The following is a 20,673-nucleotide window of genomic DNA, read 5'->3' on the forward strand; positions in this document are numbered from 1 at the left end:
TATGGATGATTTTAAGAAAAAATTGAATTTAAAACCGATATGGATTGTATTAAGTTTTGCAGTGTTAATTGGTATTATTTTATTACCGACACCAGCAGGATTACCTGTAATGGGAAAAGTGGCACTTGCTATATTGGCTTTTGCAGTTATTATGTGGGTGACAGAAGCAGTAAGTTATCCTGTATCTTCTACGGTAATACTAGCGCTAATTATTTTGTTATTAGGATTTAGTCCAATACAAAAATTAGGACCAACGATGGGAAATCCAATGGTGGCAGGAAAACCATTGGCAGAAGATGCACTGTTTGGGACTCAAAATGCATTAAAGATAGCGTTTAGTGGTTTTTCTAGCTCTGCTGTAGCATTGGTTGCAGCGGCGTTATTCTTAGCAACAGCAATGCAAGTAACGAATCTACATAAAAGGTTGGCGTTATTAGTTTTGTCGATAGTTGGAAACAAAACAAATGCTGTTGTAATGGGTACCATTGTTGTTTCGATTATATTGGCATTCTTTGTACCGTCTGCAACAGCTCGTGCTGGAGCGGTTGTACCAATTTTGTTAGGGATGATCACTGCATTTGGTGCAAAAAAAGAATCAAGACTTGCAGCGTTGTTAGTAATTACTTCTGTTCAAGCAGTCTCAATATGGAATGTTGGTATAAAAACTGCAGCAGCTCAAAACATGGTAGCCATGGGCTTTATTAATAAGACGTTTAATAAAGATGTTTCGTGGAGTGAGTGGTTGATGTACGCTGGTCCATGGGCTGTTATTATGTCTGTTGTCTTATATTTTGTAATGATTTTTGCGATTAAACCTGAGACAAAAGAAATTGATGGGGGTCGCGAATTAATTAAGGAACAACTTAAAGAACTTGGACCTGTTAAACCAGCAGAGTGGCGATTAATCGCTATATCAGTGATGTTGTTATTCTTTTGGGCAACTGAAGCGAAGTTACATCCAATAGATTCTTCTTCAATTACGCTTGTCGCTTTAGCGATTATGTTAATGCCTAAAGTTGGTGTGTTTACTTGGAGTGATGTAGAAAAGTTAATTCCTTGGGGCACAATTATCGTTTTTGCAATAGGTATATCATTAGGTAATGTATTGCTTCAAACAACAGCGGCACAATGGCTAAGTGATAAGACTTTTGGATTGATGGGATTAGATAGTATGCCGCTACTTGCAACAATTGCTTTGATTACGTTATTTAATATATTAATCCACTTAGGATTTGCCTCAGCGACAAGTTTGGCGAGTGCATTGATTCCGGTATTCATTGCATTAACTGCTACTTTAGGATTAAAGGAGAATGCAATTGGTTTTGTATTGATCCAACAATTTGTTATTAGTTTTGGTTTCTTGTTGCCGGTATCAGCACCGCAAAACATGTTGGCATATGGTACAGGAACATTTACAGTAAAAGATTTCTTAAAAGCAGGCATTCCATTAACAATTATTGGATATTTATTGATTTTACTTTTCAGTGCAACATATTGGAAATGGATTGGGCTTTTATAAATAATAGAAAATAATGCACGGGAGCGAATAGCTTACCGTGCATTTTTAATATACGAACAAAAATCCAAAAGTAAAACGCATACATTTCTATTTACCGAACAATTCAATGAATTTTTATTAAATTGTATTGATTTTTATTGCTTAAATGATTAGACTATACGAGTATTAAATTAACTTAAGGAAGTGCGGTATGAAAAAGTATTTTCAATTTGATGAACTGGGAACAAATTATAAGCGCGAAATATTAGGTGGTTTAACTACGTTCCTTTCAATGGCGTATATTTTAGCGGTAAATCCTGCGATGCTTTCATTAGCGGGTGTTAAAGGTGTTCCTGATAGTATGCGTATGGATTCAGGTGCGGTATTTGTTGCTACGATTTTAGCATCTATCGTTGGTTGTTTATTTATGGGTCTTATTGCGAATTATCCAATCGCTTTAGCACCTGGTATGGGCTTGAATGCCTTCTTTGCATTTACGGTTGTTTTACAAATGGGTATTCCTTGGCAAACAGGTTTAACTGGTGTTTTATTCTCAGGTATTTTCTTTGCAATGCTAACTATGACAGGTTTGCGTGAAACGATTATTAACGCGATTCCATTTGAATTAAAGATGGCCGTTTCAGCGGGTATTGGTTTATTCATTACTTTCGTTGGTTTAAAAGGTGCGGGTATTGTTACAGCAAACCCTGCAACGCTTGTTTCTTTAGGAAACTTACATGATCCACATGTATTATTAGCGATTTTCGGTATTTTATTGGTTGTTATTTTAATGGCGAAACAAGTACCAGGTAGTATCTTTATTGGTATGGTTATTACGGCGATTTTAGGTATGGTGTTTGGATTGATTGATGCACCGAAACAAGTAATTGGTGCAGTACCAAGTATTGAACCTACTTTTGGTAAAGCATTTGAAGCATTCGCACATCCTGAAACTTTATTCAACTTTAAATTCTTAGCGGTTGTATTAACGTTCTTATTTATTGATTTCTTTGATACAGCAGGTACATTAGTTGCAGTTGCAACGCAAGCGAATTTAGTGAAAGACAATAAATTGCCACGTGCAGGTCGTTCGTTATTTGCGGATTCATTAGCGACAATTACAGGAGCAATCTTTGGTACGTCAACAACAACATCTTATATTGAATCTTCTGCGGGTGTAGCAGTTGGTGCAAGAACAGGATTTGCAAGTGTTGTTACGGCAATTTGCTTTGCGTTAGCATTGTTCTTCTCACCATTAATGGCAGTAGTAACGTCACAAGTTACAGCACCAGCGTTAGTCATTGTTGGTGTGTTGATGGTAGCAAACTTAAATAAAATTGAATGGCAAAAATTCGAAGTAGCTGTACCAGCATTTTTAACAATTATTATGATGCCTTTAACATATTCGATTGCAACGGGTATCGCATGTGGTTTCATCTTCTATCCAATCACGATGTTGATGGCAAAACGTCATAAAGAAATACATCCTATCATGTACGTAATGGCAATAATCTTTGTATTATACTTTGCGTTTGTAAAACATTAAAAAATTCGTGGACAATTGTCCACGAATTTTTTTATCTTCTATTATATTGTGATGAATCGTTTACTGTTTCTCTTCGCTCATAAGGATTGTATTTTGTCGTGTTACCGACATGTGCGCGCGTATTAATTACGATGTAAACAAAGACAATCATTAATAATGTTAAGACACAATGTAAGAACCATCCTAGGAATGGGATGAAACTTAATGCACTGAACAAAATACCGAGCGATGGAATAAACAACATTGATTTAGCTTCGTTGTATTTATCTAACATTAATATAATCACGATTGCACTGTATACTAAAATATTTGTAGCTAGCGGTGCCCATCCAGTACTTAAAATATAACTTCCACCAAGGAATGGGATAGCAAAGAATATTTCTCTTAATAATTGGAAAACGCCAAGAGCGATTAATATAATTTTGATAGGGTTTCTCATTTTAATCTCCTCCAAATAAGTTATGGTTGTATTATATATGGTATATATCCTCAATGCACGGGTTTAGACACCGGTAAAATACAGGTCAGCAATAAAAATCAAAATAAACTCTATTATATAGAAGAAAGTCAGTTGTCAAAGTCAATATTTATCAAAAGAGAACACACTTCTACTAAAAAACCATACATCCTAAATAAAAGTGAAAAATTTTACAAAAAATTTCTCAAATCTATTGATTAATCGCCAATTATCATGTAATATATTTTCTGTTGGACTTTTAAAAGCGATGAAGCGAGAGGTTACTGACACACCCGGCCGCATTGCCATGGCGGTGTGTGAGAAAATTTTCGTGGAGAAGTCTATCAAATTAAATAATAGACGCAAGAGGAGGTAAAATAATGGCAAAACAAAAAATTCGTATTCGTTTAAAAGCGTATGATCACCGTGTGATCGATCAATCAGCAGAGAAAATTGTTGAAACAGCAAAACGTTCAGGTGCAGAGGTTTCTGGTCCAATTCCATTACCAACTGAAAAAACTGTTTACACAATCATTCGTGCCGTACATAAGTACAAAGATTCTCGTGAACAATTTGAGCAACGTACGCATAAACGTTTAATCGACATCGTTAACCCTACACCAAAAACAGTTGATGCTTTAATGGGCTTAAACTTACCATCAGGTGTAGACATCGAAATCAAATTATAATTAAAAAGTAGGAGGTGCGACTTTCGATGACCAAAGGAATCTTAGGAAGAAAAGTTGGAATGACACAAGTTTTCGCTGAAAACGGTGAATTAATTCCAGTAACAGTAGTAGAAGCAGCACAAAACGTAGTATTACAAAAGAAAACTGAAGAGGTTGATGGTTACTCAGCAATCCAAATCGGTTTTGAAGACAAACAAGCTTACAAAGCAACTCGTAAATCTAACAAATTTGCAACGAAACCAGCTGAAGGCCATGCTAAAAAAGCAGGTACAGCACCTAAGCGCTTCGTTCGTGAGTTCAGAAACGTAGACGTTGAAGCTTACGAAGTAGGTCAAGAAGTCACTGTGGATGCATTCCAAACAGGTGACATTGTTGACGTGACAGGAGTTTCTAAAGGTAAAGGTTTCCAAGGTGCAATTAAACGCCACGGACAGTCACGTGGACCAATGAGTCACGGTTCTCGTTACCACAGACGCCCAGGTTCAATGGGTATGGCATCTGACGCTTCTAAAGTATTTAAAGGTAAAGCATTACCAGGCCGTATGGGCGGTAATACTGTTACTATGCAAAACTTAGAAATCGTTAAAGTTGATGTAGAAAACAACGTTATCTTAGTAAAAGGTAATGTACCAGGACCTAAAAAAGGTTTAGTAAAAATTCAAACTTCAATCAAAAAAGGTAATAAATAGTAGCTGCGAAAGGAGGAAATAACATAATGGCTAATTATGATGTATTAAAAGTAGATGGAACTAAAGCAGGTTCAATCGAATTAAACGATAACGTATTTGGTATCGAACCAAATCAACATGTATTATTTGAAGCAATTAACTTACAAAGAGCTTCTATGCGTCAAGGTACACACGCAGTTAAAAATCGTTCAGCAGTGAGCGGTGGCGGACGTAAACCTTGGAAACAAAAAGGTACAGGCCGTGCGCGTCAAGGTACAATCCGTGCGCCACAATGGCGTGGTGGTGGTATTGTATTCGGACCAACACCAAGAAGTTACTCTTACAAAATGCCTAAGAAAATGCGCCGTTTAGCTTTACGCTCAGCATTATCAGCTAAAGTTAAAGAAGATGCATTATCAGTATTAGAAAGCTTAACTTTCGAAGCTCCAAAAACAAAAGAATTCAAAGCAATGACAACAACTTTAAACTTACCAAGAAAAGTATTGTTCATCATCGCTGAAGAAGATGTAAACGTAGCTTTATCAGCACGTAACATCCCTGGTGTTACTGTAATCACAGCAACTGGTTTAAACGTATTAGACATCGTTCATGCGAACCAAGTTGTTATGACTAAAGCAGCAGTTGAAAAAGTAGAGGAGGTGCTTGGTTAATGGAAAATCGCGATATTATTAAGCGCCCCGTGATCACTGAGCGTTCATCTGAACAAATGGCACAAGATAAATACACTTTTGATGTAGATACTCGTGCTAACAAAACACAAATCAAAATTGCAATTGAAGAAATCTTCAATGTAAAAGTTGATAAAGTAAACGTAATGAACTACAAAGCGAAAAAGAAACGCGTAGGTCGTTATACTGGTTACACAAACAGAAGAAGAAAAGCAATCGTAACTTTAAAAGACGGTTCAATCGACTTCTTCAACTAAAATAAAAAAATTCATTTTCCATTAAGGAGGAAAAACGACAATGGCAATTAAACATTATAAGCCAATTACAAACGGTCGTCGTAATATGACAGGTTCAGATTTCGCTGAAATTACGTCAACGTCACCTGAAAAGTCATTACTTGAGCCCCTTCCGAGAAAAGCTGGGCGTAACAACCAAGGTAAATTGACTGTACGTCACAGAGGTGGCGGTCACAAACGTCAATACCGTGTAATTGATTTCAAACGTAACAAAGATGGTATTCCAGCGAAAGTATCTACAATTGAGTACGATCCAAACCGCTCAGCGAATATCGCATTAGTAACATACTTAGATGGTGAGAAAAAATACATCATCGCACCTAAAGGATTAGTTGTTGGACAAGAGATCATGAATGGTCCTGAAGCTGACATCAAAGTTGGTAATGCATTACCATTAGCTAACATTCCAGTAGGTACAGTAATTCACAACATCGAATTAAAACCTGGTAAAGGTGGACAATTAGTACGTTCTGCAGGTGCTTCAGCGCAAGTACTTGGTAAAGAAGGTAAATACGTATTAGTTCGTTTAAAATCAGGCGAAGTTCGTATGATTTTAGCAACTTGCCGTGCTACAATCGGTTCAGTTGGTAACGAACAACATGAGTTAATTAACATCGGTAAAGCCGGTCGTTCAAGATGGATGGGTAAACGCCCAACAGTTCGTGGTTCTGTAATGAACCCTAACGATCACCCACACGGTGGTGGTGAAGGACGTACTTCAATCGGTCGTAAATCACCAATGTCTCCATGGGGTAAACCAACTCTTGGTAAGAAAACTCGTAAAAAGAAAAACCGTTCAAACAAACTTATCGTTCGTGGACGTAAGAAATAATATAATTAACTTGCAGGTTGCGGCTTAGGCCGCAATGCTCTGCATGGAAGAGGGAGGCGCCATAATGGCTCGTAGTCTTAAAAAAGGACCTTTCGTTGATGATCACTTAATGAAAAAAGTTGAAGCAATGGACGAAAGCGGTAAAAAATCAGTAATCAAAACTTGGTCACGTCGCTCTACAATTTTCCCGAATTTCATCGGACACACTATCGCAGTATATGATGGACGTAAACACGTACCTGTATATGTAACTGAAGATATGGTTGGACATAAATTAGGTGAATTCGCACCAACACGTACTTACAAAGGTCACGGTGCAGACGACAAGAAAACTAAACGCTAATTTCAGATAGGAGGAAGAACAATGGAAGCAAAAGCGGTTGCAAGAACAATTAGAATCGCACCTCGTAAAGTGAGATTAGTTTTAGATCTTATCAGAGGTAAAGAAGTAGGAGAAGCGATTGCTATCTTAAAATTAACAAACAAAGCTTCATCACCAGTTGTTGAAAAATTATTAATGTCAGCTTTAGCTAACGCTGAGCATAACTATGACATGAATGTTGATTCATTAATCGTTAAAGAAGCTTATGCAAACGAAGGACCAACATTAAAACGTTTCCGTCCACGTGCACAAGGTCGTGCAAGTGCGATCAACAAACGTACAAGCCACATCACTATTGTTGTAGCTGATAAAGAAGTAAAAGAATCTAAATAATATATCTCGTTAAGGAGGGAATACAGTGGGTCAAAAAATTAATCCTATCGGACTTCGTGTCGGAATCATTCGTGACTGGGATGCGAAATGGTATGCAGAAAAAGAATTCGCAACTTTATTACACGAAGACTTAAAAGTTCGTAAATATATCGCAGAAAACTTAAAAGACGCTTCTGTTTCTCGTGTAGAAATCGAACGCGCAGCGAACCGTGTGAATATTTCAATCCACACTGGTAAACCTGGTATGGTTATCGGTAAAGGCGGTTCAGAAATCGAAAAATTACGTAACGCATTAAACGGTTTAACTGGTAAACGCGTACACATCAACGTTGTTGAAATCAAAAAAGTTGATATGGATGCTACATTAGTTGCTGAAAACATTGCACGTCAATTAGAAAACCGTGTTTCTTTCCGTCGTGCTCAAAAACAAGCGATCTCTCGTGCTATGAAGTTAGGTGCTAAAGGTATCAAAACTCAAGTATCAGGACGTTTAGGCGGAGCAGATATCGCTCGTGCAGAACAATATTCAGAAGGAACTGTTCCACTTCATACATTACGTGCTGACATCGATTACGCACATGCTGAAGCAGACACTACTTACGGTAAATTAGGTGTTAAAGTATGGATCTACCGTGGAGAAGTTCTTCCTACTAAGAAGTCTAGTGAAGGAGGAAAATAAGAATGTTATTACCAAAACGTGTTAAATACCGTCGTCAACATAGACCTAAAACAACTGGTCGTTCAAAAGGCGGAAACGAAGTAACATTTGGTGAATTTGGTTTACAAGCAACTACAACAGCTTGGATCACTTCACGTCAAATCGAATCAGCTCGTATCGCAATGACTCGTTACATGAAACGTGGCGGGAAAGTTTGGATTAAAATCTTCCCACATACACCTTACACTAAAAAACCTTTAGAAGTACGTATGGGTTCTGGTAAAGGTGCAGTTGAAGGATGGGTAGCAGTAGTAAAACCTGGACGTATTATGTTTGAAATCGCAGGCGTTTCTGAAGAAGTAGCTCGCGAAGCATTACGTTTAGCATCTCACAAACTTCCAGTGAAAACTAAGTTTGTAAAACGTGAAGAATTGGGTGGTGACACAAATGAAAGCTAAGGAAATTAGAGATTTAACCACTTCTGAAATTGAAACTAAAGTAAAGTCGCTTAAAGAGGAACTTTTCAACCTACGCTTTCAGTTAGCTACAGGTCAACTTGAAAATACAGCTCGTATTCGTGAAGTAAGAAAATCAATCGCACGAATGAAAACAGTTGTACGTGAAAGAGAAATTGAGCAACAAAAAACTGAAGAAAAATAATTTTTGATAGGAGGGTTCTCTCGTGAGCGAAAGAAATTACCGTAAAGTATACACTGGTAAAGTTGTTTCAGATAAAATGGACAAAACAATCACAGTACTTGTTGAAACGTATAAAACTCATTCTTTATACGGTAAACGCGTAAAGTACTCTAAAAAATACAAAGCACATGATGAAAACAATACAGCTAAAATGGGCGACATCGTACGTATTATGGAAACACGTCCTTTATCAGCTACAAAACGTTTCCGTTTAGTAGAAGTTGTAGAAGAATCAGTAATCATTTAATAACAAATTAGATAAAGGAGGTAACTAAGAATGATCCAACAAGAAACACGCTTAAAAGTAGCAGATAACTCTGGTGCTCGTGAAGTATTAACTATTAAAGTATTAGGCGGATCTGGCCGTAAAACAGCTAACATCGGTGATATCATCGTATGTACAGTTAAGAATGCTACACCTGGTGGCGTTGTTAAAAAAGGTGACGTTGTTAAAGCTGTAATCGTTCGTACTAAATCTGGTGTTCGTCGTAACGACGGTTCATACATCAAATTTGATGAGAACGCTTGTGTTATCATCCGTGATGACAAAGGACCTCGTGGAACGCGTATTTTTGGACCAGTTGCTCGTGAATTACGTGACGGCAACTTCATGAAAATCGTTTCATTAGCACCTGAAGTATTATAATAAAAACTTAAATTAGAGGAGGTGTCTAGCACATGCATATCAAAAAAGGCGACAAAGTTATCGTTATCACAGGTAAAGATAAAGGTAAAACAGGAACTGTAATTGAAGCACTTCCTAAAAAAGATCGCGTAGTAGTTGAAGGTATTAACATCGTTAAAAAACACCAAAAACCTACACAAATGAATCCTGAAGGCGGCATTACTGAAATCGAAGCTGCAATTCACGTTTCTAATGTTATGTTAGTAGATCCAAAAACAAACAAGCCAACACGTGTTGGTGTTAAAGTTGAAGATGGTAAAAAAGTACGTGTAGCTAAGAAATCTGGAGAAATCATTAAATAATTATCTGGAAGGAGGTTCTCATTTTGACACGTTTACAAGAAAAATTCAAAAAAGAAATCACACCTGAATTAGTTAAAAAGTTTAACTATTCATCAGTGATGGAAGTACCAAAAATCGAAAAAATCGTAGTGAACATGGGTATTGGTGATGCAGTTCAAAACTCTAAAGTTTTAGACGCAGCTGTAGAAGAATTACAAGCAATCACTGGTCAAAAACCTATGGTAACTAAAGCTAAAAAATCAATCGCAACATTCCGTTTACGTGAAGGTATGCCTATCGGGGCAAAAGTTACTTTACGTGGCGAAAGAATGTACGAATTCTTTGATAAATTAATCAACGTTTCATTACCTCGTGTACGTGACTTCCGTGGTATCTCAAACAAAGCGTTTGACGGCCGTGGTAACTACACATTAGGTGTAAAAGAACAATTAATTTTCCCTGAAATCGATTATGATAAAGTAAGTAAAGTACGAGGAATGGATATCGTTATCGTTACAACTGCTAACACTGACGAGGAAGCTCGTGAATTGTTAACACAATTCGGTATGCCATTTCAAAAGTAATCTCTAATATAAAAGGAGGCTAAATTTAGTGGCTAAAAAATCAATGATCGCTAAACAACAGCGTGAACCAAAATTCAAAGTACAAGCATATACTCGTTGTGAACGTTGTGGACGTCCACATTCTGTAATTCGTAAATTTAAACTTTGCCGTATTTGTTTCCGTGAATTAGCTTATAAAGGCCAAATTCCTGGCGTTAAAAAAGCAAGTTGGTAAGAATTATTATTTGAAGGGAGGATACAAAAAATGACAATGTCAGATCCAATCGCAGACATGCTAACACGCGTGCGTAACGCTAACATGGTTCGCCATGAAAAGTTAGAAGTACCTGCATCAAACATCAAAAAAGAAATCGCAGAAATCTTAAAACGTGAAGGTTTCGTAAAAAGCGTTGAATATATTGAAGATGATAAACAAGGTGTTATCCGTATGTTCTTAAAATACGGTTCAAACAACGAACGTGTTATCACTGGTTTAAAACGTATCTCTAAACCTGGTTTACGTGTATACGCGAAAGCTGATGAGTTACCTAAAGTATTAAACGGTTTAGGTATCGCTTTAGTTTCAACTTCTGAAGGTGTATTAACTGATAAAGAAGCTCGCGAACGTAACGTTGGTGGAGAAGTATTAGCTTACATCTGGTAAGAATTATTAAAGAAGGAGGTGCCGACTAATGAGTCGTGTTGGTAAGAAGATTATCGAAATCCCTGCTGGTGTTGAGATCAAAATCGACGGTAACGTTGTTACGGTTAAAGGACCAAAAGGTGAATTAACAAGAACTTTTAACGAAGAAATGACATACAAATTAGAAGACGGTACATTAGAAGTTGTACGTCCATCTGATTCTAAAGCTCATAAAACAATCCACGGAACAACTCGTGCTTTAATCTCAAACATGGTTGAAGGTGTTTCTAAAGGATTCGAAAAGAACTTAGAGTTAATCGGGGTAGGTTACCGTGCTCAAATGCAAGGTAAAAACTTAGTGTTAAACGTAGGATACTCTCACCCAATTGAAATCGTAGCTGAAGAAGGTATTACTTTATCAGTTGAAAAAAATACGAAAGTAAAAGTTGAAGGTATTTCTAAAGAACGCGTTGGAGCTATCGCTTCAAACATCCGTGCTACTCGTCCACCAGAACCTTACAAAGGTAAAGGTGTTCGTTACGAAGGCGAATACGTACGCCGCAAAGAAGGTAAAACTGGTAAATAATCTCTAAAATAAGAAAGGAGAACATTCATGATCGCTAAAATCGATAAGAACAAAGTACGTTTAAAAAGACACGCACGTGTACGTAGCAAATTATCTGGTACAGCTGAACGTCCTCGTTTAAACGTTTACCGTTCTAATAAACATATTTATGCACAAGTGATTGATGATATTAATGGCGTAACATTAGCACAAGCATCAACACAAAACATTAGCCTTGAATCAACTTCTAACGTTGAAGCTGCAAAAGCAGTTGGCGCAGCAGTTGCTAAAGCTGCAGTTGAAAAAGGTGTTAAAGCTGTTGTATTTGACCGCGGAGGATACTTATTCCACGGACGTGTGAAAGCATTAGCTGATGCAGCACGTGAAAACGGATTAGAATTTTAATAAAAGGAGGAACTCTTAATGCGTCGTGAAAAAGAAGTTAAAGAATTTGAAGAGCGCGTAGTTACCATCAACCGTGTATCTAAAGTTGTTAAGGGTGGACGTCGTATGCGTTTCACTGCTTTAGTAGTAGTTGGTGACAAAAATGGTCGCGTTGGATTCGGTACTGGTAAAGCACAAGAAGTACCAGAAGCAATTAAAAAAGCAGTTGAAGATGCTAAAAAGAACTTAATCACAGTTCCACGTGTTGAAGGTACTACACCTCACGAAGTAACTGGTAGATTTGGTGCTGGTAGCGTATTAATTAAACCGGCTGCACCTGGTACGGGAGTTATCGCTGGTGGTCCAGTTCGTGCCGTGTTAGAATTAGCTGGTATTACTGATATCTTAAGTAAATCTTTAGGTTCAAACACACCAATCAACATGGTTCGTGCTACTGTTGAAGGTTTAAAAGAACTTAAAGTTGCTGAAGAAGTTGCAAAATTACGTGGTAAGTCAGTCGAAGAACTATTAAATTAAGGAGGGCAAACACATGGCTAAATTACAAATTACCCTCACTCGTAGTATCATCGGTCGTCCTGAGACTCAACGTAAAACTGTTGCTGCTTTAGGTCTTAAAAAAATGCATCAAACAGTTGAAGTTGATGACAACCCTGCGATTCGTGGGCAAATTAACAAAGTAAGTCACTTAGTGACTGTAGTAGAAAAGTAATTATAAATTAATAAGGAGGTGCCGTAATGAAATTACATGAGATGAAACCAGTTGAAGGCGCTCGTAAAGAACGCAACCGTGTTGGTCGTGGTATGGCGTCTGGTAACGGTAAAACAAGTGGTCGTGGACACAAAGGTCAAAAAGCCCGTTCAGGTGGCGGTGTACGTTTAGGTTTTGAAGGTGGTCAATTACCTTTATTCCGTCGTTTACCAAAACGTGGATTCACGAACATCAACCGTAAAGACTATGCGATTGTTAACATAGATCAATTAAATCGTTTTGAAGATGGTACTGAAGTTACTCCAGCTTTATTAATCGAAACAGGTGTTGTTTCTAACGAAAAGTCTGGTGTTAAAATCTTAGGTAACGGTGAATTATCTAAGAAGTTAACAGTAAAAGCTCATAAATTCTCAGCTTCAGCAAAAGAAGTAATTGAAGGTAAGGGCGGAACAGCAGAGGTGATTTAATGTTTGAGACGTTTATTAGTTTTTTTAGAACTAAGGAAATTCGTAGCAAAATTTTATTTACACTCGCAATGCTAGTTATTTATAGAATTGGTACATTCATTCCTGTACCTGGTGTTAATCCTGATGCGTTCCAAGCTCAAACGACGCATGGTATCGCTGATTTATTTAATACTTTCGGTGGTGGCGCACTTAAAAACTTCTCCATCTTAGCGATGGGGATTATGCCATACATTACAGCATCTATCGTAGTTCAGTTATTACAAATGGATGTTGTACCAAAATTTACTGAATGGGCAAAACAAGGTGAAGTAGGTCGTAAAAAGTTAACGCAATTTACAAGATACTTCACAATTATTTTGGCATTCGTTCAAGGATTAGGGATGAGTTATTCATTTAACAATATGTTAGGTGGGCAATTGATTCAAAATCCTTCATTCATGACGTTCTTTATCATTGCAATTACGTTAACTGCAGGAACTGCGTTTTTACTTTGGTTAGGTGAGTTAATCACTCAACATGGTGTAGGTAATGGGATCTCAATTATCATCTTAGGTGGTATCTTAGCTTCTATTCCGCAATCATTATTCCAATTTTATCAACAAAGTTTCGTTGGTGTAGATGACACGACAATGGCAATGCTTAAAGCAATTGGTTTATTTATTGGTTTAATCTTATTAACAGCGGGTGCAGTATTCGTATTGCAAGCCGTTCGTAAAATTCCAATTCAATATGCAAAACGCACAACAAATAACCGGTTAGCACCACAAGCAACATTCTTACCTTTAAAGGTTAATGCTGCAGGTGTTATCCCAGTAATCTTTGCGATGGCGTTTTTCATGATTCCAAAAACCTTTACAATGTTTTTCCCTAAAGCTGATTGGGCAAAAACATTGGCAAATCACTCTGATCCATCACAACCAATTGGTATGGTGGTTTACGTGATCTTAATTATCGCATTCGCTTACTTCTATGCATTCGTGCAAGTGAATCCTGAGCAAATGGCAGATAACTTAAGAAAACAAGGTAGTTACGTACCGGGTATTCGTCCTGGACAACAAACAAAACAATATATCACTAAAGTACTTTATCGTTTAACTTTTGTTGGTTCACTTTTCTTAGCAGGTATCTCAATCTTACCGCTAATCGCGACTGGTTTAATGAACGTGCCTCAATCATTACAAATTGGTGGTACAAGTTTATTAATCGTAATCGGGGTTGCGTTAGAGACAGTATCTCAATTAAAAGCGCAATTAAACGAACGTGAATATAGAGGCTTTAGAAGAAGATAAATTATTGGAGGGCATTTTATGAATATCATTTTAATGGGTTTACCAGGAGCTGGTAAAGGTACTCAAGCGAGTGAAATTATTAAGAAATACCCTATCCCACATATCTCAACTGGTGACATGTTCCGTGCAGCTATTAAAAATGGTACCGAGCTTGGTAAAAAAGCAAAGTCATTTATGGATAACGGCGAGCTTGTCCCAGATGAAGTTACTATAGGTATCGTGAGAGAGAGATTGTTAGAAAGTGATGCAGTAAAAGGATTTTTACTTGATGGTTTCCCACGTACTGTTGAGCAAGCGAAAGCTTTAAACGAAATCATGGCTGAGCAAGGTCGTAAGATCGAAGCAGTGATTAACATCGAAGTTCAAGAAGAAGAATTGATGAATCGTTTAACAGGTCGTCGTATTTGTGAAACATGTGGAACTACGTATCATTTAGTATTTAATCCACCTAAAGTTGAAGGTATTTGTGACATCGATGGTGGTAAATTATATCAACGTGAAGATGATAATCCTGAAACAGTTAGAAATCGCTTAGATGTCAACATTAAGCAAACACAACCATTATTAGACTTCTATTCTAAAGAAGGTGTACTTAATAACATCGACGGTTCTAAAGATATTAAGGACGTAACAATTGACGTTGAACAAATTTTAACTAACCTATAATTCAAGTTAGTCAAAATTTCGCCCATTAGGTGTGAATCACTTAGCGTGGATGTGAGTCAGTTGAACAATGTTAGTATTGGCCAAATTGTTACATATAAAAGTGGCAAGGATAAAGGATTACATGGAGTGATTATTTCAATAATCGATCAACGGTTTGTACTTGTTGCAGACGGTAGTATTCGGACAATGAAACATCCTAAGAAAAAGAACCTGTCCCATTTAATACTAAGTGACATTATCTCACCTGAAGTTGAAACGAGTATTTTTGAAACAGGTTTCGTAACAAATGCGAAATTACGTTACGTTTTGCAAAAATATACCGCTCTCTAAGAAACTTTTTAAAAAAGGGGGAATTTAATCATGGCTAAACAAGATGTAATTGAATTAGAAGGTACTGTACTTGATACTTTACCAAATGCAATGTTTAAAGTAGAATTAGAAAATGGTCACGAAATCTTAGCTCACGTAAGTGGTAAGATTCGTATGAACTATATCCGTATTCTACCGGGTGACAAAGTAACTGTTGAAATGAGTCCATATGATTTAACACGTGGACGCATTACGTATCGTTATAAATAATCAGTACTCCATCATAAATAGGAGGTAAGAAACATGAAAGTAAGACCATCAGTTAAACCGATTTGTGAAAAATGTAAAGTTATTCGCAGAAAAGGTAAAGTAATGGTAATTTGTGAAAATCCAAAACACAAACAAAAACAAGGATAAGAAAATGGAGGTGCACTAAATGGCACGTATCGCAGGTGTAGATATACCACGTGAAAAGCGTATCGTAATCGCTTTAACATACGTATATGGTATTGGTAAAACTTCGGCACAAAAAATCTTAGCAGAAGCAGGTATTTCTGAAGAGACTCGTGTGCGCGATTTAACAGAAGACGAGTTAAACAAAATCCGTGAAATCGTTGATGGTTACAAAGTTGAAGGTGATCTTCGTCGTGAAGTAAACTTAAACATCAAACGTTTAATGGAAATCGCATCTTATAGAGGTATTCGTCACCGTCGTGGATTACCAACACGTGGACAAAATACTAAAAACAATGCACGTACTCGTAAAGGTCCAGTTAAGACCGTTGCTAACAAGAAGAAATAATAAGTAAAGGAGTGAGCTAAATGGCACGTAAACAAGTATCACGTAAACGTAGAGTGAAAAAGAATATTGAGTCTGGTGTTGCACACATCCGTTCAACATTCAACAATACAATCGTAACTATTACTGATGAATTCGGTAATGCTTTATCATGGTCATCTGCTGGTGCGTTAGGTTTCAGAGGTTCTCGTAAATCAACACCATTCGCAGCACAAATGGCTTCAGAAACAGCTACTAAAGCTGCTATGGAACATGGTTTAAAAACAGTTGAAGTAACAGTAAAAGGACCTGGTGCTGGTCGTGAAGCAGCTATCCGTGCGTTACAATCTGCTGGTTTAGAAATCACAGCAATCAAAGACGTTACACCTGTACCACATAACGGTTGTCGTCCACCAAAACGTCGTCGCGTATAATTGCTTTAATATACTTTATTTTAAATAAGTTTTATAATAAGTAAGAAATACAAATTTATATGGCGTTTTTGAGGAGGATATAAAATGATTGAGATCGAAAAACCTAGAATTGAGACAGTTGAAATCAGTGAAGATTCTAAATTCGGTAAATTCGTTGTTGAACCGTTAGAACGTGGATATGGTACAACATTAGGTAACTCCTTACGTCGTATCCTATTATCTTCTTTACCAGGTGCGGCAGTGAAGAACATCGAAATCGAAGGTGTCTTACACGAATTCTCTACTGTAGAAAACGTAGTTGAAGATGTAACAGCAATCATCATGAATATCAAAAAATTAGCGCTTAAAATCTACTCAGATGAAGATAAAACGTTAGAAATTGATGTAAAAGACGAAGGTATCGTTACAGCTAAAGACATCATGCATGATTCAGATGTTGAAATTTTAAATCCAGATTTAAAAATCGCAACTGTATCAAAAGGCGGACATTTAAAAATGCGTCTTATTGCAAACGCTGGTCGTGGATACACATTAGCGGAAGATAACAACAAAAGCGATTTACCAATTGGTGTAATTCCAGTTGATTCAATTTATACGCCTGTTGAGCGTGTGAACTATACAGTTGAAAATACTCGTGTAGGTCAAAGTACAAACTTTGATAAATTAACTTTAGATGTATGGACAGACGGTTCATTAACACCACAAGAAGCTGTTTCTTTAGGTGCGAAGATCATGACTGAACATTTAAATATCTTTGTTGATTTAACAGATGAAGCGCAAAATGCAGAAATTATGATTGAAAAAGAAGAAGATCATAAAGAAAAAGTACTTGAAATGTCGATTGAAGAACTTGATTTATCAGTACGTTCTTACAACTGCTTAAAACGTGCGGGTATTAACTCAGTACAGGAATTAGCAGATAAGTCAGAAGCTGATATGATGAAAGTTCGTAATTTAGGACGCAAGTCTTTAGAAGAAGTTAGATTTAAATTAGAAGACTTAGGTCTTGGATTAAGAAAAGAAGACTGATAAAGGAGGTTCACTCATGGGCTACAGAAAATTAGGTCGTACATCAGATCAACGTAAAGCGATGTTACGCGATTTAGCAACTTCATTAATCGTAAACGAGCGCATCGAGACTACTGAAGCGCGCGCGAAAGAATTACGTAAAGTCGTTGAAAAATTAATCACATTAGGTAAACGTGGAGATTTACATGCTCGTCGTCAAGCAGCACAAGTATTACGTCGTGTTGAAATTACGAACGAAGATGAGTCTACACAATTTGCTATTCAAAAATTATTCGGTGAAATCGCACCTCGTTACAACGAGCGTCAAGGTGGTTACACTAGAATTATGAAAGTTGGACCACGTCGTGGAGACGGTTCAGAAATGGTTATCATCGAATTAGTTTAATTCGAAAAAGAGTTTAGATTTAGAGATTCACTTAACTTACACACACACATTTTTAAGCTAAAGAGTGCAACGATAATGTTTGCCACACACAGATATTGTCTAGCTCTGAAGTGCTCTGCCAATTGAATACGTTATTGCGTGTAGCTTGTGGCAGAGTACGCGCTTTTTTCATTAAACCCTATAATTGGGTTTTTTGTTTTATATACGGGTTTTATTATGAAAATAGATACAATGATGTATCTATTTTCATAATAAAATTTGGTATACTTTAATTTAATGTGGAGGTGTCTCATGATTGAAGTTAAAAATGTCCATTTTAGTTATGGCGAAACAGAAGTATTGAAAGACGTGTCATTTACAATTGAACAAGGCGAATGGATTTCAGTAGTGGGACATAATGGTTCAGGGAAATCTACATTATTAAAGTTGATCGCTGGTATTGAAATACCAAGTAAAGGGACTATTACCATCAATCATATACCTGTTGATGAGTCGCATATATATGATATTCATAAACAGTTAGGCATCGTATTTCAAAATCCAGATAATCAATTCGTTGGTACAACAGTTGAGATGGATATCGCATTCGGTATGGAGAACTATGGTGTTGAACATGATGAAATGCATAAAAGAGTAGATGAAGTACTAGAAGCAGTGAATATGACTGCATTTAAAACGCATGAGCCTCACTTTTTATCTGGTGGACAAAAGCAACGCATTGCCATAGCAGGTATTTTGGCTTTAAGACCAAACATCATCATATTAGACGAAGCAACAAGTATGCTAGATCCAGCAGGAAGAGTAGATATCCTTAATGTCGTAAAGTCTTTACAAGAAAAATATGGTTTTACAGTCATTCATATCACCCATTATTTAGACGAGACATTAACATCGGATCGTATATTTGTGATGAATCAAGGTGAACTGATGATGACAGGTACACCTGAAGCTGTGTTTAATCAAGGTGAAAAGTTAATTAAAATTGGCCTTTCATTGCCATTTGCAATGGAAGTTTATTATACATTGTACGGAGATGTTCGATTTATTAGTGAAAGTGAGTTGTATCAATTGCTATGAAAATTTCATTATTTGATGTCGGCTATGAATATTCAAAAGATACGCCTTTTTCGTCACGTGCATTAGAACATGTCGATATGGTGTTTAAAGAAGGCCGATTCTATGCGATTATCGGGCACACAGGCTCAGGAAAATCGACGATAATCCAACATTTAAACGCATTGTTACAGCCAACTGAAGGGCATTTAGACATATTGGGAACGTTAGTAACAGAACGTACTAAAAAGAAAGAGCTTAGAGAAATAAGAAAACGTGTTGGCGTGGTGTTTCAATTTGCAGAACAACAATTGTTTGAAGAAACAGTATTAAAAGACATGATCTTTGGGCCGATGAATTTTGGTATCCCTCAAAAAGAAGCAGAGGCGCGTGCAAGAGAACTGATGCAACAATTAGGGCTAGATGAGTCATTGTTAGAAAGAAGCCCATTTGAGCTCTCTGGAGGGCAAATGAGACGTGTTGCGATTATTGGGGTGCTAGCAGCTGAACCGGATTTCATTGTACTTGATGAACCAACAGCTGGACTTGATCCAAAAGGTCAAAAAGAATTAATGGCTTTTTTTAAAGATTTACAACAAAAAACAACTCAAACCATTATATTGGTCACACATCAAATGGAACAAGCTGCAGTGACTGATGAAATTTATGTGATGTATAAAGGTACGAATGTATATCATGGTACTCCGCAACAAGTATTTTCGAAAGATTTATCAAAGTACGGGATATACCCACCTAAAATTGTTGAGTTACAAAGAAGAATAGAACAAAAACATGGCTTTCAATTTGATGAACTCGCAATGACACCTGAAGCATTTAAAGAGATGTATATGGATTGGGGGACGTTGTATGTTAGATAAAATGGTCCTCGGCAGATATATTCCAGGCAATTCATACATTCATCAATTAGATCCGCGTATGAAATTTATATTTGTTTTTTTATTTACCATCATTATTTTCTTATTTAACAACTGGGTCACTTATGCAATGGGCATTATCATTACATTAATCATCATGATGCTCGCGAAACTAAAATTGAGTTTCTTAATTAATGGATTAAAGCCAATATTATTTATTTTGTTATTCACGCTATTGATGCACGTCTTTTTTACAAAAGGTGGCGTGACGCTCGTTGAATATAAATGGTTCAATATACAATCTAGAGGCGTTGAACTCGGGATACAAACCGTATTAAGATTTGTGATAATCATCTTTATTACAACCATCATGACATTAACGACCAGTCCGATAGAATTAACAGATGCAATTGAGTCATTATTTAAACCACTTAAGAAATTAAAATTACCCGTACATGAATTTGCGTTGATGATGAGTATCTCATTACGTTTCATTCCAACACTAATGGATGAAACAACAAGAGTGATGAATGCACAAAGCGCAAGAGGGTCTGATATACAAACAGGTAGCTTACCAAAGCGAATAAGAGCATTAATGCCACTATTAATACCTTTATTCATCTCAGCATTTAAACGCGCTGAAGAACTGGCAATTGCAATGGAAGTAAGGGGATATCGCGGAGATATCGGAAGAACAAAGTATAAACAACTCATTTGGGAACGAAAAGATACCAATGGCTTATTGATGCTTATACCTATACTGCTATTAACTTGGTTATTAAGGAGTTAA

The 20,673-nt window shown here is 36.8% G+C and carries 36 protein-coding genes; 35 read left to right on the forward strand and 1 reads right to left on the reverse strand.

All coding sequences use genetic code 11. The features are described from left to right. Nucleotide 1 precedes the first annotated feature (1 nt). Entirely contained in the window at nt 2-1,519 is a 1,518-nt protein-coding gene (locus ER639_RS05160; protein WP_129064693.1) for an SLC13 family permease, read from the forward strand. A gap of 190 nt (nt 1,520-1,709) precedes the next feature. Continuing rightward, entirely contained in the window at nt 1,710-3,044 is a 1,335-nt protein-coding gene (locus tag ER639_RS05165) for an NCS2 family permease (RefSeq protein ID WP_129064694.1), read from the forward strand. A 31-nt stretch (nt 3,045-3,075) separates the two neighbouring features. On the opposite strand, the gene ER639_RS05170 is transcribed toward ER639_RS05165, so the two are convergent. Then, nucleotides 3,076-3,483 carry a hypothetical protein gene (locus ER639_RS05170; RefSeq protein ID WP_129064695.1) on the reverse strand — a complete coding sequence of 136 codons (408 nt, stop codon included), beginning with the start codon at nt 3,481-3,483 and terminating at the stop codon, nt 3,076-3,078. Between the two features lie 398 nt (nt 3,484-3,881). Here ER639_RS05170 and rpsJ point away from each other — a divergent pair, with 398 nt between their 5' ends. From rpsJ to ER639_RS05335, 33 genes are all read left to right on the forward strand, one after another. After that, nucleotides 3,882-4,190 carry a 30S ribosomal protein S10 gene (gene rpsJ / locus ER639_RS05175; RefSeq protein ID WP_096077503.1) on the forward strand — a complete coding sequence of 103 codons (309 nt, stop codon included), beginning with the start codon at nt 3,882-3,884 and terminating at the stop codon, nt 4,188-4,190. A gap of 26 nt (nt 4,191-4,216) precedes the next feature. Further along, on the forward strand, nt 4,217-4,879 hold the full coding sequence (gene rplC, locus ER639_RS05180) for a 50S ribosomal protein L3 (protein WP_129064696.1): 663 nt from the start codon (nt 4,217-4,219) through the stop codon (nt 4,877-4,879). A 26-nt stretch (nt 4,880-4,905) separates the two neighbouring features. Then, complete coding sequence (gene rplD, locus ER639_RS05185; RefSeq protein WP_129064697.1) at nt 4,906-5,529, forward strand: 50S ribosomal protein L4; 624 nt, start codon at nt 4,906-4,908, stop codon at nt 5,527-5,529. Next, the gene (rplW, locus tag ER639_RS05190; RefSeq protein WP_129064698.1) at nt 5,529-5,804 is read left to right on the forward strand and encodes a 50S ribosomal protein L23; all 276 of its coding nucleotides are present in this window, start codon (nt 5,529-5,531) and stop codon (nt 5,802-5,804) included. The genes rplD and rplW overlap by 1 nt, the downstream gene beginning before the upstream one ends. A gap of 40 nt (nt 5,805-5,844) precedes the next feature. Further along, nucleotides 5,845-6,675, forward strand: coding sequence for a 50S ribosomal protein L2 (rplB, locus tag ER639_RS05195; RefSeq protein WP_129064699.1), 831 nt, complete (start codon nt 5,845-5,847; stop codon nt 6,673-6,675). A 64-nt stretch (nt 6,676-6,739) separates the two neighbouring features. Next, the gene (rpsS, locus tag ER639_RS05200; RefSeq protein ID WP_129064700.1) at nt 6,740-7,018 is read left to right on the forward strand and encodes a 30S ribosomal protein S19; all 279 of its coding nucleotides are present in this window, start codon (nt 6,740-6,742) and stop codon (nt 7,016-7,018) included. Between the two features lie 21 nt (nt 7,019-7,039). Next, nucleotides 7,040-7,390 carry a 50S ribosomal protein L22 gene (gene rplV / locus ER639_RS05205; protein ID WP_129064701.1) on the forward strand — a complete coding sequence of 117 codons (351 nt, stop codon included), beginning with the start codon at nt 7,040-7,042 and terminating at the stop codon, nt 7,388-7,390. 25 nt (nt 7,391-7,415) lie between these two features. Then, nucleotides 7,416-8,069, forward strand: a complete 654-nt coding sequence (rpsC, locus tag ER639_RS05210; RefSeq protein ID WP_129064702.1) for a 30S ribosomal protein S3 — start codon at nt 7,416-7,418, stop codon at nt 8,067-8,069. Nucleotides 8,070-8,071: 2 nt separating this feature from the next. After that, nucleotides 8,072-8,506, forward strand: coding sequence for a 50S ribosomal protein L16 (rplP, locus tag ER639_RS05215; protein ID WP_129064703.1), 435 nt, complete (start codon nt 8,072-8,074; stop codon nt 8,504-8,506). Then, on the forward strand, nt 8,496-8,708 hold the full coding sequence (gene rpmC / locus ER639_RS05220; protein WP_129064704.1) for a 50S ribosomal protein L29: 213 nt from the start codon (nt 8,496-8,498) through the stop codon (nt 8,706-8,708). The genes rplP and rpmC overlap by 11 nt, the downstream gene beginning before the upstream one ends. A 22-nt stretch (nt 8,709-8,730) precedes the next feature. Next, nucleotides 8,731-8,994 carry a 30S ribosomal protein S17 gene (gene rpsQ, locus ER639_RS05225; protein WP_129064705.1) on the forward strand — a complete coding sequence of 88 codons (264 nt, stop codon included), beginning with the start codon at nt 8,731-8,733 and terminating at the stop codon, nt 8,992-8,994. 30 nt (nt 8,995-9,024) lie between these two features. Next, nucleotides 9,025-9,393 (forward strand): 50S ribosomal protein L14, encoded by a 369-nt coding sequence (gene rplN / locus ER639_RS05230; RefSeq protein ID WP_129064706.1) that lies wholly within the window; start codon nt 9,025-9,027, stop codon nt 9,391-9,393. Nucleotides 9,394-9,425: 32 nt separating this feature from the next. Next, nucleotides 9,426-9,734: a 50S ribosomal protein L24 gene (gene rplX, locus ER639_RS05235; protein WP_129064707.1), complete on the forward strand. Its 309-nt coding sequence runs from the start codon at nt 9,426-9,428 to the stop codon at nt 9,732-9,734. Between the two features lie 23 nt (nt 9,735-9,757). Continuing rightward, the gene (gene rplE, locus ER639_RS05240) at nt 9,758-10,297 is read left to right on the forward strand and encodes a 50S ribosomal protein L5 (RefSeq protein ID WP_129064708.1); all 540 of its coding nucleotides are present in this window, start codon (nt 9,758-9,760) and stop codon (nt 10,295-10,297) included. Between the two features lie 28 nt (nt 10,298-10,325). Beyond that, a complete protein-coding gene (gene rpsN / locus ER639_RS05245; protein WP_129064709.1) occupies nt 10,326-10,511 on the forward strand; it encodes a 30S ribosomal protein S14 in 186 nt (61 codons plus the stop codon). A 30-nt stretch (nt 10,512-10,541) separates the two neighbouring features. Continuing rightward, on the forward strand, nt 10,542-10,940 hold the full coding sequence (rpsH, locus tag ER639_RS05250; RefSeq protein WP_129064710.1) for a 30S ribosomal protein S8: 399 nt from the start codon (nt 10,542-10,544) through the stop codon (nt 10,938-10,940). A 28-nt stretch (nt 10,941-10,968) separates the two neighbouring features. Beyond that, complete coding sequence (gene rplF / locus ER639_RS05255; protein WP_129064711.1) at nt 10,969-11,505, forward strand: 50S ribosomal protein L6; 537 nt, start codon at nt 10,969-10,971, stop codon at nt 11,503-11,505. Between the two features lie 27 nt (nt 11,506-11,532). Next, a complete protein-coding gene (gene rplR / locus ER639_RS05260; protein WP_129064712.1) occupies nt 11,533-11,889 on the forward strand; it encodes a 50S ribosomal protein L18 in 357 nt (118 codons plus the stop codon). An 18-nt stretch (nt 11,890-11,907) separates the two neighbouring features. After that, complete coding sequence (gene rpsE, locus ER639_RS05265) at nt 11,908-12,405, forward strand: 30S ribosomal protein S5 (protein WP_129064713.1); 498 nt, start codon at nt 11,908-11,910, stop codon at nt 12,403-12,405. Between the two features lie 13 nt (nt 12,406-12,418). Next, nucleotides 12,419-12,598, forward strand: coding sequence for a 50S ribosomal protein L30 (gene rpmD, locus ER639_RS05270; RefSeq protein WP_129064714.1), 180 nt, complete (start codon nt 12,419-12,421; stop codon nt 12,596-12,598). A gap of 26 nt (nt 12,599-12,624) precedes the next feature. Further along, nucleotides 12,625-13,065: a 50S ribosomal protein L15 gene (rplO, locus tag ER639_RS05275; protein ID WP_129064715.1), complete on the forward strand. Its 441-nt coding sequence runs from the start codon at nt 12,625-12,627 to the stop codon at nt 13,063-13,065. After that, complete coding sequence (gene secY, locus ER639_RS05280) at nt 13,065-14,354, forward strand: preprotein translocase subunit SecY (RefSeq protein ID WP_129064716.1); 1,290 nt, start codon at nt 13,065-13,067, stop codon at nt 14,352-14,354. The genes rplO and secY overlap by 1 nt, the downstream gene beginning before the upstream one ends. Nucleotides 14,355-14,372: 18 nt before the next feature. Beyond that, nucleotides 14,373-15,020, forward strand: a complete 648-nt coding sequence (locus ER639_RS05285) for an adenylate kinase (RefSeq protein ID WP_129064717.1) — start codon at nt 14,373-14,375, stop codon at nt 15,018-15,020. A gap of 60 nt (nt 15,021-15,080) precedes the next feature. After that, nucleotides 15,081-15,350 carry a KOW domain-containing RNA-binding protein gene (locus ER639_RS05290; protein WP_205757690.1) on the forward strand — a complete coding sequence of 90 codons (270 nt, stop codon included), beginning with the start codon at nt 15,081-15,083 and terminating at the stop codon, nt 15,348-15,350. A gap of 30 nt (nt 15,351-15,380) precedes the next feature. Further along, the gene (infA, locus tag ER639_RS05295) at nt 15,381-15,599 is read left to right on the forward strand and encodes a translation initiation factor IF-1 (protein ID WP_001118443.1); all 219 of its coding nucleotides are present in this window, start codon (nt 15,381-15,383) and stop codon (nt 15,597-15,599) included. Nucleotides 15,600-15,632: 33 nt separating this feature from the next. Next, complete coding sequence (gene rpmJ / locus ER639_RS05300) at nt 15,633-15,746, forward strand: 50S ribosomal protein L36 (RefSeq protein ID WP_003156543.1); 114 nt, start codon at nt 15,633-15,635, stop codon at nt 15,744-15,746. 19 nt (nt 15,747-15,765) lie between these two features. After that, nucleotides 15,766-16,131 carry a 30S ribosomal protein S13 gene (gene rpsM, locus ER639_RS05305; protein WP_129064719.1) on the forward strand — a complete coding sequence of 122 codons (366 nt, stop codon included), beginning with the start codon at nt 15,766-15,768 and terminating at the stop codon, nt 16,129-16,131. 20 nt (nt 16,132-16,151) lie between these two features. After that, nucleotides 16,152-16,541, forward strand: a complete 390-nt coding sequence (rpsK, locus tag ER639_RS05310) for a 30S ribosomal protein S11 (RefSeq protein ID WP_129064720.1) — start codon at nt 16,152-16,154, stop codon at nt 16,539-16,541. Nucleotides 16,542-16,625: 84 nt separating this feature from the next. After that, nucleotides 16,626-17,570 carry a DNA-directed RNA polymerase subunit alpha gene (locus ER639_RS05315; protein ID WP_129064721.1) on the forward strand — a complete coding sequence of 315 codons (945 nt, stop codon included), beginning with the start codon at nt 16,626-16,628 and terminating at the stop codon, nt 17,568-17,570. A gap of 16 nt (nt 17,571-17,586) precedes the next feature. Continuing rightward, nucleotides 17,587-17,955 (forward strand): 50S ribosomal protein L17, encoded by a 369-nt coding sequence (gene rplQ / locus ER639_RS05320; protein WP_129064722.1) that lies wholly within the window; start codon nt 17,587-17,589, stop codon nt 17,953-17,955. A gap of 291 nt (nt 17,956-18,246) precedes the next feature. Continuing rightward, nucleotides 18,247-19,032, forward strand: coding sequence for an energy-coupling factor transporter ATPase (locus ER639_RS05325; RefSeq protein ID WP_240663992.1), 786 nt, complete (start codon nt 18,247-18,249; stop codon nt 19,030-19,032). After that, nucleotides 19,029-19,886 (forward strand): energy-coupling factor transporter ATPase, encoded by an 858-nt coding sequence (locus ER639_RS05330; protein WP_129064724.1) that lies wholly within the window; start codon nt 19,029-19,031, stop codon nt 19,884-19,886. Before ER639_RS05325 ends, ER639_RS05330 begins: the two co-directional genes overlap by 4 nt. After that, on the forward strand, nt 19,876-20,673 hold the full coding sequence (locus tag ER639_RS05335; protein ID WP_129064725.1) for an energy-coupling factor transporter transmembrane component T family protein: 798 nt from the start codon (nt 19,876-19,878) through the stop codon (nt 20,671-20,673). The genes ER639_RS05330 and ER639_RS05335 overlap by 11 nt, the downstream gene beginning before the upstream one ends.

The sequence above is a fragment of the Macrococcus sp. DPC7161 genome (assembly GCF_004117835.1).
Classification (GTDB): Bacteria; Bacillota; Bacilli; order Staphylococcales; family Staphylococcaceae; genus SDSC01.

Excerpts from the sequence above, each read along its gene's own strand:
- rplB (WP_129064699.1), top strand. The coding sequence starts at position 5,845 with ATGGCAATTAAACATTATAAGCCAATTACAAACGGTCGTCGTAATATG.
- rpmJ (WP_003156543.1), top strand. The coding sequence starts at position 15,633 with ATGAAAGTAAGACCATCAGTTAAACCGATTTGTGAAAAATGTAAAGTT.
- rpsJ (WP_096077503.1), top strand. The coding sequence starts at position 3,882 with ATGGCAAAACAAAAAATTCGTATTCGTTTAAAAGCGTATGATCACCGT.
- rplF (WP_129064711.1), top strand. The coding sequence starts at position 10,969 with ATGAGTCGTGTTGGTAAGAAGATTATCGAAATCCCTGCTGGTGTTGAG.
- rplO (WP_129064715.1), top strand. The coding sequence starts at position 12,625 with ATGAAATTACATGAGATGAAACCAGTTGAAGGCGCTCGTAAAGAACGC.
- ER639_RS05170 (WP_129064695.1), bottom strand. The coding sequence starts at position 3,483 with ATGAGAAACCCTATCAAAATTATATTAATCGCTCTTGGCGTTTTCCAA.
- ER639_RS05325 (WP_240663992.1), top strand. The coding sequence starts at position 18,247 with ATGATTGAAGTTAAAAATGTCCATTTTAGTTATGGCGAAACAGAAGTA.
- rpmC (WP_129064704.1), top strand. The coding sequence starts at position 8,496 with ATGAAAGCTAAGGAAATTAGAGATTTAACCACTTCTGAAATTGAAACT.
- rplW (WP_129064698.1), top strand. The coding sequence starts at position 5,529 with ATGGAAAATCGCGATATTATTAAGCGCCCCGTGATCACTGAGCGTTCA.
- rpmD (WP_129064714.1), top strand. The coding sequence starts at position 12,419 with ATGGCTAAATTACAAATTACCCTCACTCGTAGTATCATCGGTCGTCCT.
- rplC (WP_129064696.1), top strand. The coding sequence starts at position 4,217 with ATGACCAAAGGAATCTTAGGAAGAAAAGTTGGAATGACACAAGTTTTC.
- infA (WP_001118443.1), top strand. The coding sequence starts at position 15,381 with ATGGCTAAACAAGATGTAATTGAATTAGAAGGTACTGTACTTGATACT.
- ER639_RS05330 (WP_129064724.1), top strand. The coding sequence starts at position 19,029 with ATGAAAATTTCATTATTTGATGTCGGCTATGAATATTCAAAAGATACG.
- rplX (WP_129064707.1), top strand. The coding sequence starts at position 9,426 with ATGCATATCAAAAAAGGCGACAAAGTTATCGTTATCACAGGTAAAGAT.
- rplD (WP_129064697.1), top strand. The coding sequence starts at position 4,906 with ATGGCTAATTATGATGTATTAAAAGTAGATGGAACTAAAGCAGGTTCA.
- rplN (WP_129064706.1), top strand. The coding sequence starts at position 9,025 with ATGATCCAACAAGAAACACGCTTAAAAGTAGCAGATAACTCTGGTGCT.
- ER639_RS05285 (WP_129064717.1), top strand. The coding sequence starts at position 14,373 with ATGAATATCATTTTAATGGGTTTACCAGGAGCTGGTAAAGGTACTCAA.
- rplQ (WP_129064722.1), top strand. The coding sequence starts at position 17,587 with ATGGGCTACAGAAAATTAGGTCGTACATCAGATCAACGTAAAGCGATG.
- rplV (WP_129064701.1), top strand. The coding sequence starts at position 7,040 with ATGGAAGCAAAAGCGGTTGCAAGAACAATTAGAATCGCACCTCGTAAA.
- rpsH (WP_129064710.1), top strand. The coding sequence starts at position 10,542 with ATGACAATGTCAGATCCAATCGCAGACATGCTAACACGCGTGCGTAAC.
- ER639_RS05315 (WP_129064721.1), top strand. The coding sequence starts at position 16,626 with ATGATTGAGATCGAAAAACCTAGAATTGAGACAGTTGAAATCAGTGAA.
- ER639_RS05165 (WP_129064694.1), top strand. The coding sequence starts at position 1,710 with ATGAAAAAGTATTTTCAATTTGATGAACTGGGAACAAATTATAAGCGC.
- rpsE (WP_129064713.1), top strand. The coding sequence starts at position 11,908 with ATGCGTCGTGAAAAAGAAGTTAAAGAATTTGAAGAGCGCGTAGTTACC.
- ER639_RS05335 (WP_129064725.1), top strand. The coding sequence starts at position 19,876 with ATGTTAGATAAAATGGTCCTCGGCAGATATATTCCAGGCAATTCATAC.
- rpsS (WP_129064700.1), top strand. The coding sequence starts at position 6,740 with ATGGCTCGTAGTCTTAAAAAAGGACCTTTCGTTGATGATCACTTAATG.
- ER639_RS05160 (WP_129064693.1), top strand. The coding sequence starts at position 2 with ATGGATGATTTTAAGAAAAAATTGAATTTAAAACCGATATGGATTGTA.
- rpsM (WP_129064719.1), top strand. The coding sequence starts at position 15,766 with ATGGCACGTATCGCAGGTGTAGATATACCACGTGAAAAGCGTATCGTA.
- secY (WP_129064716.1), top strand. The coding sequence starts at position 13,065 with ATGTTTGAGACGTTTATTAGTTTTTTTAGAACTAAGGAAATTCGTAGC.
- rplP (WP_129064703.1), top strand. The coding sequence starts at position 8,072 with ATGTTATTACCAAAACGTGTTAAATACCGTCGTCAACATAGACCTAAA.
- rpsK (WP_129064720.1), top strand. The coding sequence starts at position 16,152 with ATGGCACGTAAACAAGTATCACGTAAACGTAGAGTGAAAAAGAATATT.
- rplR (WP_129064712.1), top strand. The coding sequence starts at position 11,533 with ATGATCGCTAAAATCGATAAGAACAAAGTACGTTTAAAAAGACACGCA.